Raw genomic sequence first — 14,675 nt, 5'->3', positions numbered from 1 at the left:
GGATGTTAACAGTGCAGGCATACATTGATAAAGTTTGGGATGTTGATCTCAAAAATTGGACAAGGGGTGATGCTCTCTACCTTCAGGCAAAGGGAGCGGCTAGAGCTTGGGTATGCAGGGATTGTACTGTTAAAAGCATAGTTGTATTTCCTGATAATGGGCAAGCCCTTGACTTTTACTTCGATTGGAAGGCCTTGTTTGGCGAAGAGGAGATCATTTATTTGCAAGAGTTGCCTTTATCGTCGGATAAGGTTGGACATTCTGCTTTGTGGGTAAACAGAGGAGAATCTTTTAGAAAATGGCGCGATGGTGATATAAAAAAGCTTTTGATCACGACTCCCGGTTCACTGATGACGCCCCTTTCTTTTGCCGAAGATAGCTTTAGCATAATGGTTGGAGAAACCATTGGCAGAGACAATCTGGCTCGATGGCTTCAAAACAGCGGCTACGAGGCTGTAGATTTGGTTTGGATCCCTGGTCATTTTTCGGTCAGGGGGAGTTTGGTGGACTTATTTGATCCGCTCTACAAATATCCAATAAGGGTGGAGTTCTTTGACGATGAGGTAGCAAGCATTAGGGCTTTTGACACAGAAACCCAAAAAAGCGTGGCCCATCATCAAGAAATAGAGATACACCGCATTTTTGGGAGCAAGCCGGCATTTCCATTCGATATGCTCCCAGAGGATTGCAGGATAATCCTTTTTGAACCCAAAGAATTAGAATCGCAGGCGGATATATATTGCTGGCTTTGGTGCAAACTGTGCGATAACGATCGTTCATTGCCACCTATACCCCGATGGCAGGAAGTTTACAAGGCAATAGCGTCATTGCCTCGTATAAGGATCACCTCTCTCCTTCAAGGTGCTACATTTCGTTTTAATATATTAAAAGAACCTTTTTTCAGAGGAAAACTGGAAGAGGCCAATGCCTATTTGAGCAAATGGAAGGCTAAGGGTTATAAGGTTTGTTTGTACGCAAATATGGATCATCTAGGGAAATGGGCAGATAAAACTGGCGTAGAATTCATTCCTCAGTCAATAAGCGGCGGGTTCATGGATATAAGTGGCAAATATATGGTCTTGTCGCAGTCAGCACTTGCAGGTATTGAACAGCCTTTCGCATCGGATTACACCTACCGACCACCCTTGGATTGGCAAGAGTCCCTAGAGGTTGGGCAATACGTCGTACACGAAGATTATGGCGTAGCAATTTTTAGGGGAGTCAGTTATGTCGATACCCAAGAGGGCAAATCGGAGTATTTGATTTTGGAATATGGTGATAAAAAGCGACTTTTAGTCCCTGTATATCAACTTTATAAGATAGCGCCTTATGAGGGTATTTATGGAGTAGAACGTCAGTTAGATCGTTTAGACAAACGATCTTGGAAAAGAACTCTGCAAAAAGCTAAAGAAAAGGCTCAAAAAATAGCGGAAGACCTCGTTTCACTCTATGCATTAAGAGAGATGAAAAGAGGCCATTCATTTCTAAAGGATGGGGAGATGGCCAAATATTTTGAAGGGACCTTTCCTCACGAAGAGACGGCAGACCAGTTGAAGGCTATAGAAGAGATAAAAAGTGACATGGAAAAACCTGTCCCAATGGACAGAGTGTTAGTCGGAGACGTTGGTTTTGGGAAAACCGAAGTTGCTTTGAGGGCTGCGATAAAGGCTGTAGAGGGAGGGAAACAAGTCGCAGTGTTAATCCCGACGACCTTGCTTGCGGAACAGCACTTTGAAAACTTCATTTCCAGGTTAGGCGATATACCCATAAGGGTCGAGCGATTATCTCGTTTTGAGACGCAGGCCAAGCAGCGCAAGATACTAAAAGATACCATGGAAGGCCGGGTTGATATCTTGATCGGAACGCATCGCTTATTGCAGGGTGACGTTCGCTTTAAGGATTTGGGGTTGGTAATAATAGATGAAGAGCATAGGTTCGGCGTAAGGCAAAAAGAGTTTTTAAAGAAAATGCGAACGGAGGTCGATGTCCTGTCCATATCCGCTACGCCTATACCGAGAACGCTTTATATGGCCCTATCTGGCATAAGGGATATTTCCCTTCTGAGCACACCGCCAAAGGACAGACAACCTGTCATTACCGTAGTAGGGCCTTGGAAGGACAGTTTGGTGAGAGAAGCGATCCTCAAGGAGATATCCCGCGATGGTCGAGTTTTTTTCGTGCATGATCGCATTAAAGGTATTATGAAGCGTGCCCGAAGTCTGCAAATGCTTGTCCCTGAGGCTAAAATCGGCGTAGTTCACGGACAACTTCCCAAAAGTAAGCTGGAGAAGACCATGATGAAGTTTTTAAAAGGCGAGATTAACGTTCTTGTTTGCACAACGATCATCGAAAGTGGCCTGGATGTAGCGAAAGCCAATACCTTGATTGTAGATAATGCCCATATGTTTGGTTTATCCCAACTTCATCAGCTTCGCGGTAGAGTTGGCAGAAGGAGCAGGCAAGCCTTTGCGTACATGCTATATCCGGCAGATAAGCCTTTGACTAGCGAAGCAATGCAAAGGCTTGAAGCTATAGCCGAATGTAATCAACTTGGCGGAGGATATAAGTTGGCTTTGAGAGATCTCGAAATTCGAGGAGGAGGAAATTTGCTCGGTGTAGAGCAACATGGCCAGGTGGAAAAAATCGGGTTTCAACTTTATTATAAATTGATCGAAAATGCCATGAGAAGCTTAAAGGGGGAAGATATCGAAGGCCTTTACGTGGACGTAAGAATACCCGTGGGTATTCCTGAGTACTACATACCGCAAGGTTCCTTGAGGGTAGCCTTGTACAGAAGACTGCTCAGGGATTTAAGCTTTGAAGATATCGATGACCTGGAAGGCGAACTGGTAGACAGGTTTGGATCCTTGCCTGAGGAAGTTAAATTACTGCTGAACGTTGCAAAATTGAGGGCGGGATTACCCCATTTTCGGGTAAACGAAATAATGATTGATTCAAAAGAAATCGTCTTGCAAGGAAAAGATGGGGGATTGTTTCAGTTGGTCGGTGGCAGGCCCTGCTGGATAATTAGCAAAAGCCGCGCCAGCGGACCAGGCGGCGCCAGTGGGCTAAAACGCCTTGTGGGGTATATGATCGCTGCATTTGAGTGCGGTAAGGGGATGGTCGAAGAATGGAATCGAAGCGCAATATAGGAGCGAGTTTTGAAGAACTTGTAGATATAATGGTTCGACTGCGAGCTCCGGACGGTTGCCCCTGGGATAGGAAGCAAACTTTGAGCACGCTTAAAGAGTACATACTTGAAGAAGCCTATGAACTGATCGATGCAATAGAGGCCGAAGATGCAAGAAACATATGCGAAGAGTGTGGCGACTTGCTTTTGCAGGTCCTTTTTGTCGCTCAGATTGCCTCGGAGAATCAATGGTTTCATATTGGAGATGTTATAAATACTTTGTGCGATAAGTTGAGGCGAAGACATCCTCACGTTTTTGGCGATACCTTCGTGCTAGATAGCGAAGAAGTCAGACGCAATTGGGATATGATAAAACTGAAAGAGCGAAAAAAGGAGGACCAGTCCCGATTAGCCGGCATTCCTCGAACTATGCCGGCATTACTTAAAGCTTACGCTATTCAAGAAAGAGCTGCAAAAGCAGGCTTTGATTGGCAATCTGGTAATCTCGAGCCTTTATGGGATAAAATAGAAGAAGAGATTAGTGAGCTTCGTGAGGCCTTAAAAGAGGGCGACATGAAAAGCGTTGAGGAAGAGATTGGTGATTTATTCTTTGCTGTAGCTAACTTGTCAAGACATGTGGGAGTTAACCCAGAAGAGGCTTTACAAGGGGCTAACGAAAAATTTTCAGAGAGGTTTCGTTTTATCGAGGAAAGCGTAGAGGAAAGTGGACGCGGCTGGGGTGATTACACACTTGACGAGCTGGAGGTTCTTTGGCAATCTGCAAAAGAAAGGCTCAATGAAGAATCGCGAGGAGGTTAAATTTGGATGATTAGCGCTGATGGCTTGGACATATTTGCTGAGCAAATTAAAGGCAATGGAGGAAAAAGAAAGAAAATATTGGTTACAGAAACTGTGCTAAGGGATGCACATCAATCGTTGATGGCTACCAGAATGAGGACGAAGGACATGTTGTCCATTGCAGCTAGGATGGATGAGGTGGGATATTACTCATTTGAAATGTGGGGAGGCGCCACTTTCGATGCAGCCATGCGATTCTTAGATGAGGACCCTTGGGACCGCCTGAGGGCATTGAGGCGTGTAGTCAAAAAAACGAAACTTCAGATGTTGCTACGTGGCCAAAATCTAGTTGGCTATAAACACTATCCCGATGATGTCGTTCGAGAATTCGTGAAAAGAGCCGTTGGAAACGGCCTCGATATAATTCGTGTTTTTGACGCCTTAAATGACTTGAGAAATATGGAAGTAGCTGCCGACCAGGTGAAGAAAGAAGGAGCTCATTTACAGCTTTCCATTTGTTACACTATTTCCCCCGTACATACTCTAGAATCTTTTGCGAACCTTGCCCTTGAAATGAAGGATATGGGGGCTGATTCAATATGCATCAAGGATATGGCGGGATTGCTCTCTCCCGTTGTCGCTTACCGGCTGGTTAGAGCTATTAAGGAAAAGTGCGACTTGCCCGTGCACGTTCACACTCATTACACGAGCGGAATGGGCTCGATGGCCTATTTAGCAGCTGTTTTAGCTGGAGCTGATATAATTGACTGTGCAATTTCACCCTTCGCCATGGGAACCAGCCAACCGCCTACAGAATCGATGGTAGCAGCTCTAAAAGATTCCATATACGATACTGAGATCGAATTACAAGATCTGGTTCCGATAGCCAACCACTTTAAAGAAGTTAGAGAGAAAAACAAAGACCTAATAGTAGGCCTTACGGGAGTTGATATTAACGTCCTGATATATCAGATTCCTGGTGGAATGTATTCCAATCTGGTAAGCCAATTAAAAGAACAAAACGCCCTTGACAAGCTTGAGGAAGTCCTTAGGGAAGTGCCTAAGGTCCGTCGCGAGATGGGATATCCTCCTTTGGTAACTCCAACTAGCCAACTGGTTGGTACTCAAGCTACTTTAAATGTCCTCGTGGGTAAAAGGTGGCATATAGTGCCCAATGAAGTTAAAATGTACTTTCTGGGTTATTATGGCAGGCCTCCGGCACAAGTCGATCCGGAAATAGCCGTGAAGGTAGTTGGAGACGAAGAGCCAATTACCTGCAGGCCCGGTGAAATTTTGGAGCCTGGTTTAGAGGAAGCTCGCGAGGCGATAAAGCCTTGGATTTTGCAGCCTGAAGATGTTTTAACTTACGCACTATTTCCCAACGTTGCTAGGGATTTCCTTGTGAGAAAATTCGCAAGGACGTTAAAGAGGGATGTAGGTTTTGAAGAACCCGTTGAAGGGGTAGCTTATCCGGTGTAGATCAGATTATTAACGATAAAGGAGGTAATGAGTTGTGCTACAAGCGCAAAAAAGCATAACTGAAATTATAGAAAAGGATATAAAGCCTGCTTTGATGTCTCATGGTGGGGGCATAGAGTTCGTTAGCTATGATGAGAAAGAGAAAAAGGTCCTTGTTCGTTTGACTGGCGCCTGTGGAGGGTGCCCTTTTGCCAGGGAGACGTTGCGATTTCAGGTGGAAAATGTCTTGAAGGGACGCTTTCCTGACGCAGTGAAGTCCGTGGAAAGCGTTGACTAACCTTAAGGGAGGGAATTTTTTTATCCTTGACGGGTTCATTTAATTCTAAAGGTGGAGTACAAAGTCGTGAAGATTCCTCGCCCGAAATTCTGGTCGTGGCAGATGAGAAAGTATTAGAAAAAATCTTAGGCCAAAGGGACGAGAACATTCGTGCCGTAGAAGAAAGATTTCCTGTTCGGATAACGGTTAGAGGAGACGAAATACAGGTTCACGGTCCCGATATCGAAGTGGTTAAGCTAGTTGCCAAATTTCTTGGACAATTGGCAGAGGTAGCTGAAAAGGGCTATAGACTTACGCCCGCCGAAGTAAAATACGGAATGAATATACTGGGCGAGGGCGGCAAGGTCGATTTACTTTCTCTTTATGAAGAGGTCATATACATCACTTCGAGGGGAAAACCGGTGAGGCCTAGAACGGCCGGACAAAAAAAATATATTGAAGCAATTAGACGCAACGAAGTGGTTTTTGCAATAGGCCCAGCCGGTACGGGTAAAACTTATTTGGCCGTAGCCATGGCAGTTGCGGCTTTAAAGGCATCCGTTGTAAGCAGGATTGTTTTAGTAAGGCCTGTTGTGGAGGCAGGGGAGCGGCTTGGTTTTTTGCCAGGTGACGTAAAAGAGAAGGTTGAACCTTACTTGAGACCTTTATACGATGCTTTCTTCGAGTTATTATCCCCGGAAAGATTCATGAGGCATCTTGAAAAAAATGTCATAGAACTGGCGCCGTTAGCCTATATGCGGGGAAGGACGTTAAACGACAGCTTCATAATATTGGACGAAGCTCAAAATACGACACCGGAACAAATGAAGATGTTTTTGACCAGAATGGGATTTGGTTCCAAAGTGGTTGTGACAGGAGACATAACGCAAATTGACTTACCCCCTGGGAAAGAGTCAGGCCTTAAAGTAATTCAAGGTGTCTTGGAAGGTATCCCGGGCATTGAATTCGTGTTTTTAACCAACTATGATGTGGTGCGACACGAGATGGTGCAGAGGATAGTTGAGGCCTATGAAATTTATGAAAAAAAGAAGAGGGACGACCAGGAGCTACCCTAAGAGAGTAGCTATCGCCTTATCTCAGAGTTCTTTGCGCTTAGAGTGGCTTTTGCGTTTCTTTATTTTGACAGTTGTAGGAATTTTATTCTTTTGGGGATGGAGGTTGGACGTGGCTAACAAAGGGTTTGAAGTTGGCCTTCCATCCCCAAGAGATTATTATGTATTGTCGAATATTATTTATTTGGATGAGAAAGCAACTGAACAATTGAAAGAAAATTTAGCATCTAGAGTAATGGGCGTTGTGGTTCGTGACATTTCACTCACTCCCATAGTCAGGGCATTGCTCGAGGATATCGATAATCCATCATCTTGGCTTTATTTGCCGGGTGGATTAGCGAATATATTGAGCACGTTACCCTCCCCTAAAAGAGAGCGTGTCTTAAACGTGACACGTGATGTCGGATTGCACCTCTTAAGTTCGGATAACTATGGTGTCGATAAGGTCGATCTTAAATTAGATCTTTGGAGATATCTTGCCGAGGCAGATTTGCCGATCGCCGATCAAAATGTTGCATACCAAATATTGAGCTATCTTTTTGCCATCGTTGTCGATACTGATGATGAAGCAACTTCTTTAATCAGGGAGTTTTACAAATCAAGTGTCGAGCCCATAGAAAGAATCCTTCAACCGGGCACATTGTTGGTGGAAAAAGGTGATATAGTTACGCCCGAGATTGCCGAAATCCTTAAGTCGCAAGGCTATTTCGAAAAGCGTTTTCCCTGGATGCAAGCAGCTATGCTGCTTTTTATGGTGTTTCTTTGGTCCTTTTTGCACCGATATACCGAACTGCAGGAGTGGAAAGAAGCCCCTAAAGTTAAGATGCTGTATTTTGCCTCTTTACTGGTTTTTGGTTGGCTGATTCAATTTAGTGTAGCTAGATTAAATCCCCTATATAGCGGAATCGGTATTTTGCCAATAGTGGGTTGGGGTTATTTGACATTGCCCAATATAAGCGCCTTTTATTTGGGGTTAAGCGGAGGATTGCTAGGGGTCATGATAAGCTATGTTAATTCCTTCGCCTATTTGTATTCCATGCTACTTGTTGTGCTGATAACGGTATTGGCACACGCGATCTTTAAGGAAAGACCCACTACACGTGCTAAAGCTTTTTTAAAAGTGCAAGCCATTGGATTTGGAGCGGTAGCATTATGGTATGTGTTCAGCTGGGTTTTTTATCACGCACCGACAATTCCCGATGTGCTGTTCCTATTAATGTTATTACTAATCCTTGGAGGGGCATTTGTATTGTTGCTTCCTATGCTTGAAATGACATTTGACGTGGTATCTCCTATTAAGTTGATGGAGCTTACTCATCCAAGCAACGTGTTGCTAAAACGTTTGCAAGTTGAAGCTCCAGGTACCTATCACCACTCTATGATGGTGAGTACATTGGCTGAAGCTGCAGCCGAGCAAATACGTGCCAATTCCCTTTTAGTTCGGGGTGGTGCTTATTATCACGATATCGGTAAACTTAAAAGGCCGCAGTACTTCATAGAAAATCAGATAGAAGGAGAAAATATACATGACACGCTTTCTCCGCCTCTATCTGCTCTTGTGATATTGTCTCATGTTCAAGAGGGCATAAACCTTGCAAAGGAATATGGACTTCCCGGTGTAATGATAGACTTTATTAGCGAGCATCACGGTACGACCTGCTTATCTTACTTTTATAATAAGGCAAAAGAAAGTGGGGATGAAGTTGATAAGGCACAGTATTGCTATCCTGGTCCTAAACCGCGCTCGAGGGAGACAGCCTTGTTGATGCTTGCCGATTCAGTTGAAGCAGCGGTGCGCGCCCTAGGGCTATCGGTTTTAAGTGTGGCAGCCCTTGACGACACCGTAAGACAAGTTATAGAAGCAAAAAAACGGGAAGGCCAGCTGGATGAAGTTGACTTGACGATGAAGGATCTTAAGGAGATACAAGAGGCCTTCGTTGCGACGTTGATGTCCATGTATCATACTAGGCAGATAAAGGAGAAAATATGACCATTAAGGAGAAGGTGGTATATTGGAAGTAAGGCTGGATATCAAGGGCGAGGAACTTCTCGAGCGTGTGATTGGGAAGCCCGTCTTCTTGCAGGAACTGGAAAAATTAACAGCTAAAGTCCTCGAGGAGGAGTTGGAGGAAAAACACGACATAAAGTCAATAGAGGTATCTTTGACCTTCGTGGAACCCGATGAGATGTTAGAATTGAACGAGCAATACCGAGGTATCGATGAACCAACCGATGTTCTTTCCTTTCCCTTATGGGAAGAAGAGGATGGTAGATTTTTGCTGCCTTCAAAGGACTGGGATGAAGTGGCTTTGGGCGATATTGTAATCTGTCCCCGAGTTGTGATCGACTTTGCTCGAGCTTCAGAGAAAGAGCCCGAAGAAGAGATCGTGTTGATTTACATTCACGGGCTACTTCATTTGCTGGGGTATGACCATACTACCGAGGAACAAGAAGCAATCATGTGGAAAAAACAAGAGAAATATAAAAATTATATAAAGGGAGGGCGATAATAAAGGTGGATACCGATCTGCCCAGTAGTATCTATTTGCTACTTTTTTGTCTGATACTGTCGGGGTTTTTTTCCGCCTCGGAAACCTCAATAACGGCGACGGGAAAGGGTAAGCTGCTTGCAATTAAAGAAAAGAAGCCTCCAGGCAAAGCCAAATCTATAACTTGGCTAGTCGAGGATATTCATCGGGCTTTAACCGTTACGCTGATTGGAAACAATTTGGTCAACATCGCTGCTAGCGCTGTAGCTACATCAGTTGCCGTGTATCTTTTTGGGGATAAGGGATTGCCAGTTGCAATCCTTGTAATGACATTTCTGATCTTAATATTTGGCGAGATTCTTCCTAAGACCCTCGCTATTTCTCATGCTGAAAAAGTAGTATCACTCTTTTTGCCCTTTCTTAGGTTAGTCTGGTTGATCCTTTCTCCGCTAGTGTGGATCGTTACTTTGATAACCAAAATTTTGGGGAAAGTAATCCACGTCGATTTGTCCTTACAACGTGCCTTTATGACTAGAGAGGACATCGAAGAGATGCTCAAGATAGGAGAAGCCACTGGGGCAATAGAAGATGATGAAAGGCGCATGATTAAGGGCATAATATCCTTCGAAGACACCAGAGCCTATCAGGTCATGGTGCCGAGGATGGACATGGTGGCAATTCCCAGCACCACTACCATAGGAGAATCCATAGAAATCTTTAGTCAGCATGGACATTCCAGGGTACCCGTGTATGAAGGGGATATCGATCATATAAAGGGTATTTTATACGTAAAGGACATCATAGTTCCGCTTTATAAAGGAAATTATGATGACCCTGTTGCCAAATACGTGAGAGAAGCCATGTTTGTTCCCGAGAGCATAAAGATAAGTGATCTCTTCGATGCCATGAGGGCCAAGCGGGTTCACATGGCTATACTTGTCGATGAATACGGGGGAACCGCAGGATTGATCACCATGGAAGATTTACTTGAAGAGATAGTCGGAGAAATACAGGACGAATATGATGCCGAAATGCCATCCATATATGAAGAATCGGAGGGAGTTTACATCGTAGATGGACTTGTAAACCTTGAAGATTTGAGCGAATATCTCGACTATCCCTTTGAATGCGAGGACGCCGATACTGCTGGCGGGTTTGTCCTGAGTCATTTCGGAAGATTTCCGCTTCCCAGCGAATCCTTTACCTATGGAGAGTGGGTTATAAAGGTTTTGGAGGTCAATCAGCGTAGGGTAAAAAAACTTAAATTGAGCAAGATTCCAGAAGCAGACAACGAGACTGAGAAAAGTAACGGGAGGGAGCCCGTTGAATCTTGAGCCAGACATTTGAAAGATTAGGAAATTTGGCGACCTATCTATGAGACAGGGATACTGTAAGTTGACAGGGGTAGTCTTGCGAAGGTATGAAACGAACGAAGGAGACATAAGATTATACGTGTTCTTTCGAGATTGTGGCCCTTTGTGGGTTGTTGCTCCAGGAGCAGCTCGTGGCAAGAGGAGATTTGGCGGGGCTACGGAACCCTTGATATGGGGATACTTTGGTTGTTACAGGAGTCCAAATCAATTATACTTGCGCGAGGTCGAGGTAAAAGAGGATCATTGGGGAATAAGAACAAAGCCCGATAAGCTTGAAAGGGCCATGATTTGGGCTCGCCTCCTGGTCAAATATTTGCTACCCGCGCATCCTTGCAACGATGTATTGATCATTTTCTACGATTCCCTATACCTACTTGAAAGGGATGTGGAAGAGGGTCTCGTTGAGTGGCGTTTTCTTTACAGATGGACAAAAAGGTGGGGATTGGCTCCCGACATCTCTAGGTGCGCTTCGTGCGGCAAAAAACTTGTAAAAGCCTGGTGGGATGAAGATGTTCTCCTTTGCGAGCGTTGTCATCCCAAAAATGGTGAAGCAATTTCGTGCGAAATATTGAGAGAGCTAATTACTGTAGTCATGCTTTCTCGAAAAAATTTGGTTGAATGGACTCAAAAGAAAAAGTCAAAAGCAAACTATGCACTTTATAATGAAAAGTTAAAGAACATCTTGGAACGAAGCTTAACTTAAAAATATAAATTAGCGAACATTAAGCAGGATAGGGGGAATTTTCGTGAACCTCCAAGAGGTTATTTTCAGGTTAGAACGCTTTTGGGCGACACAGGGCTGTTTGATTCAACAGCCCTATGACATCGAAGTGGGAGCAGGCACCATGAATCCTGCGACCACATTGAGGGTTTTAGGTCCAGAACCGTGGAGGGTCGCTTATGTGGAACCTTGCAGGCGTCCAACGGATGGACGTTACGGCGAGAACCCTAACAGATTGCAACATTATTATCAATATCAGGTGATAATTAAGCCGGCTCCAGACGATGTACAGGATATATACCTTAAAAGCCTAGAAGCTTTAGGCATCGATCCCGCGGATCACGACATCAGGTTTGTGGAGGATGACTGGGAGTCTCCGACCATTGGAGCGTGGGGATTGGGTTGGGAAGTTTGGCTCGATGGGATGGAAATAACACAATTTACTTATTTTCAACAAGTAGGCGGTATCGACATGGATGTCGTCCCGGTGGAGTTAACATACGGAATAGAGCGCATAGCCATGTTTGTACAAAAAGTTGACAGTTTGTTCGATTTACGTTGGGTTGGAGATATCACCTACGGTGATATACATTACAGAGGAGAAGTGGAACATTCTACGTATAACTTTGATGAAGCCAATGTTAATATGCTCTTTGAACTGTTCAATATGTACGAAGCAGAAGCGAAGCGTCTTGCAGAAAAAGGTTTAGTTTTACCGGCTTATGATTACGTATTGAAGTGTTCTCACACCTTTAACTTGCTCGACGCAAGGAATGCCATTAGCGTCACCCAAAGGACAGGCTTTATAAGCAGGGTTAGGGCCGTTGCGTCCATGTGTTGTGAGAAATATCTGGGTCAACGCGAAGCGGCAGGTTATCCTTTTATGGAAAAATTCCAACATTGCTAAGTTTTAGCCAGTCAGGAGGATCGCTATCATGGGAACAAGAGATTTACTGTTTGAGATTGGCACTGAAGAGATACCCGCTCGATTTATGCCGTGGGCTTTGGAGAAGATCAAGGAATTGGCTGCGGAAGAATTTCAAAAGGAGCGCTTGGGCTATAATGTCATAGAAAGCTTTGGAACTCCAAGGCGTATTGTCATTCACGTAAAAGGATTGCAGGAGAAACAGGAAGATCTCGTAGAAGAGATAAAAGGACCTCTATGGAACCAGGCGTTCGACGTTTATAACAACCCAACCAGGGCAGCCTTGGGCTTTGCAAAAAGTCGCGGCGTTCCGGTAGAATCGCTGAAAAAAGAAGAAGTCAATGGTCAACTTTACGCTTTTGCCGTGATCAGGCAAGAGGGCAAAGATACGACTTTAATATTACCCGATTTATTAGGTCGCCTGGTAAGGCATTTAGTTTTTCCTAAAAATATGTATTGGAGAGAGCCCAACCTCAGGTTCGTGAGGCCTATACGCTGGCTTTTATGTCTTTACGGTAATGAAGTAGTACCCATGGAATTGGGGAATCTAAGGGGAGACAAGGTGACGCGTGGTCATAGATTTATGGGTTCGAGCAGGGTTGAGATAAACTCATCGAACGAATATTTTGAGAAGTTATATGATAATTATGTAATTGTCGATCAAGCAAAGAGAAAAGAAAAAATCTTATCTGGAATTGCGTCAGTTGAAAGGGAGCATCATGTTAAAGCCATGCTGCCCCCCGATCTGGTGGACGAAAACGTTTTTTTAGTGGAATATCCAGTTCCCTTTATTGGCACATTCGATGAAGGCTTCTTATCGCTTCCTGAAGAAGTCTTAATAATGGTCATGATCCATCATCAAAAGTATTTTCCCCTAAAAGATGACGGAGGGAAATTGAAGCCGGCCTTTGTTGGCATCAGCAACAACAGGGCTACCGATATGGAAGTTGTTAAAGAGGGTAATGAAAGGGTTCTTAGGGCCAGATTATCAGACGCGGTCTTTTTCTATAATGAAGATTTAAAGAAACCTTTAGCCGCGAGAGTAAACGAACTACAAAACATCGTCTACCAAGAATCGTTAGGAACTTTGTATGATAAAGTAGCCAGGATCAAAGAGCTGGCCCTGCATTTGTGCGAGCATCTGGGTTATGACAAAGAAACAGCAGATTTGGTAGAAAGAGCTGCATATCTTTCCAAAGCAGACCTGGTGACCAATATGGTTTATGAATTTCCAGAACTTCGAGGCGTGATGGGAAGGGAGTACGCCAAGGCCAACGGCGAACACGAACGAGTCTCTCAAGCCTTGTATGAGCAATACCTTCCTGCCTTCGTTGGCGACGTTTTGCCAAAGGATATTATTGGTGCCATCGTTGGCATAGCCGATAGAATTGATGACATTGCGTCTTGTGGCAAGATGGATTTACTTCCGACCGGTTCGCAGGATCCTTACGCCCTTAGGAGGACCGCAAGGTGTTTAAACGAGTTGATCCTGGGGCTTGGGATCGATGTCGATCTGAGTCATCTTGTGAGCCTGTCGGCTAAAAGTTTAGATTGCGAGCCAGAGGTAACAATGCGTGTAATTGAGTTTTTAAAGCAAAGATTGTATGTTCAGTTAAGGGAAAAAGGATTCTCCCATGATGTTGTTTCGCTTGCATTGGCAGTAATAGGCGAGAGGCCCTTGCAGGTCGTAAGATTGGCAGAAGAATTGGAATCCGTCAGAAACGAAGAATGGTTTCAGCGCTTAGCTACTGCTGCTGTCAGGGTCAGAAACATCTTGGCCAAAGCCCCAAACTTCGTGCCGACTGCAATTAACGAAACTTTCTTTCAGAATGACTTAGAAAGGGAACTATATCATAAAATCCAGGAGATAACGCCAAAGCTAAGTGGTGCGCTCAAGAGCTATCGATGGAAAGAGATTATCAGCTTGTTGTTGGATCTTGAACCGATAATATCCGAATTCTTTGATCAGGTGCTTGTAATGGCAGAAGATCCGGAGATCAGGCAAAATAGACTCTCCCTTTTATATGAGTGCAATAAATTATTTCATTTGGTGGGAGACCTTGGAGCCATCAGAGACTAGACCAGGTGGGAAAAATGAGTGTGAGGATTTTTATTGTGTCAGACTTCACGGGCGAAACGGCCGAGCACGTTGCAAAGGCCGCCACCAGCCAGTTTAGTAGCAAGGCAAGCGAGTTAGTGCGCTTTAGGTACGTCAATGACCAAGATCGACTGATGGAAGTGCTACGGCGAGCCCAAGATGAAGATGCTCTTATCATCGCCACCTTAGTAGATCATCAATTGCGCAATTTACTCGCAAAAGAAGCAAGCCGTAGGAATATCGATTTCATAGACATACTTGGTCCCATACTCGGAACCTTGGAGAAAAGAATCGGATCTCCACCACGCGAGACGCCTGGACTCATGAGGAGGA

At 44.4% G+C, this 14,675-nt stretch carries 12 protein-coding genes; all 12 read left to right on the top strand.

Translation table 11 applies throughout. The annotated features are described in order from the left end of the window. Positions 1-2 precede the first annotated feature (2 nt). Positions 3-3,152, top strand: coding sequence for a transcription-repair coupling factor (mfd, locus tag Q7P41_RS07035; RefSeq protein ID WP_303883116.1), 3,150 nt, complete (start codon positions 3-5; stop codon positions 3,150-3,152). Further along, positions 3,131-3,949 (top strand): nucleoside triphosphate pyrophosphohydrolase, encoded by an 819-nt coding sequence (gene mazG, locus Q7P41_RS07030; protein WP_303883115.1) that lies wholly within the window; start codon positions 3,131-3,133, stop codon positions 3,947-3,949. The genes mfd and mazG overlap by 22 nt, the downstream gene beginning before the upstream one ends. Positions 3,950-3,955: 6 nt before the next feature. Continuing rightward, the gene (locus Q7P41_RS07025; protein ID WP_303883114.1) at positions 3,956-5,407 is read left to right on the top strand and encodes a pyruvate carboxylase subunit B; all 1,452 of its coding nucleotides are present in this window, start codon (positions 3,956-3,958) and stop codon (positions 5,405-5,407) included. Between the two features lie 34 nt (positions 5,408-5,441). Then, positions 5,442-5,684, top strand: a complete 243-nt coding sequence (locus tag Q7P41_RS07020) for a NifU family protein (RefSeq protein ID WP_303883112.1) — start codon at positions 5,442-5,444, stop codon at positions 5,682-5,684. A gap of 26 nt (positions 5,685-5,710) precedes the next feature. Beyond that, positions 5,711-6,739 carry a PhoH family protein gene (locus Q7P41_RS07015; RefSeq protein WP_303883111.1) on the top strand — a complete coding sequence of 343 codons (1,029 nt, stop codon included), beginning with the start codon at positions 5,711-5,713 and terminating at the stop codon, positions 6,737-6,739. Continuing rightward, positions 6,702-8,726, top strand: coding sequence for an HD family phosphohydrolase (locus tag Q7P41_RS07010; protein WP_303883109.1), 2,025 nt, complete (start codon positions 6,702-6,704; stop codon positions 8,724-8,726). Before Q7P41_RS07015 ends, Q7P41_RS07010 begins: the two co-directional genes overlap by 38 nt. Positions 8,727-8,748: 22 nt before the next feature. Further along, positions 8,749-9,246: an rRNA maturation RNase YbeY gene (ybeY, locus tag Q7P41_RS07005; protein ID WP_303883108.1), complete on the top strand. Its 498-nt coding sequence runs from the start codon at positions 8,749-8,751 to the stop codon at positions 9,244-9,246. A gap of 5 nt (positions 9,247-9,251) precedes the next feature. Beyond that, entirely contained in the window at positions 9,252-10,559 is a 1,308-nt protein-coding gene (locus Q7P41_RS07000) for a hemolysin family protein (protein WP_303883106.1), read from the top strand. Between the two features lie 40 nt (positions 10,560-10,599). Then, positions 10,600-11,301, top strand: coding sequence for a DNA repair protein RecO (gene recO / locus Q7P41_RS06995; RefSeq protein ID WP_303883105.1), 702 nt, complete (start codon positions 10,600-10,602; stop codon positions 11,299-11,301). A gap of 43 nt (positions 11,302-11,344) precedes the next feature. Next, entirely contained in the window at positions 11,345-12,226 is an 882-nt protein-coding gene (locus Q7P41_RS06990; protein WP_303883104.1) for a glycine--tRNA ligase subunit alpha, read from the top strand. A gap of 28 nt (positions 12,227-12,254) precedes the next feature. Then, the gene (glyS, locus tag Q7P41_RS06985; protein WP_303883103.1) at positions 12,255-14,324 is read left to right on the top strand and encodes a glycine--tRNA ligase subunit beta; all 2,070 of its coding nucleotides are present in this window, start codon (positions 12,255-12,257) and stop codon (positions 14,322-14,324) included. Positions 14,325-14,338: 14 nt separating this feature from the next. After that, positions 14,339-14,675, top strand: a 337-nt coding sequence (locus Q7P41_RS06980; RefSeq protein ID WP_303883101.1) for a kinase/pyrophosphorylase, incomplete at its 3' end; no start/stop codon positions are given.

The organism is Acetomicrobium mobile, assembly GCF_937920065.1.
Note: the sequence above shows the minus strand (reverse complement) of the source record. Positions and strands in the feature narration are given on the sequence as shown.

What these genes read in the sequence shown, in the direction of transcription:
- mazG (WP_303883115.1), top strand. Translation starts at nt 3,131, where the DNA reads ATGGAATCGAAGCGCAATATAGGAGCGAGTTTTGAAGAACTTGTAGAT.
- Q7P41_RS07010 (WP_303883109.1), top strand. Translation starts at nt 6,702, where the DNA reads ATGAAAAAAAGAAGAGGGACGACCAGGAGCTACCCTAAGAGAGTAGCT.
- glyS (WP_303883103.1), top strand. Translation starts at nt 12,255, where the DNA reads ATGGGAACAAGAGATTTACTGTTTGAGATTGGCACTGAAGAGATACCC.
- recO (WP_303883105.1), top strand. Translation starts at nt 10,600, where the DNA reads ATGAGACAGGGATACTGTAAGTTGACAGGGGTAGTCTTGCGAAGGTAT.
- Q7P41_RS07025 (WP_303883114.1), top strand. Translation starts at nt 3,956, where the DNA reads ATGATTAGCGCTGATGGCTTGGACATATTTGCTGAGCAAATTAAAGGC.
- mfd (WP_303883116.1), top strand. Translation starts at nt 3, where the DNA reads ATGTTAACAGTGCAGGCATACATTGATAAAGTTTGGGATGTTGATCTC.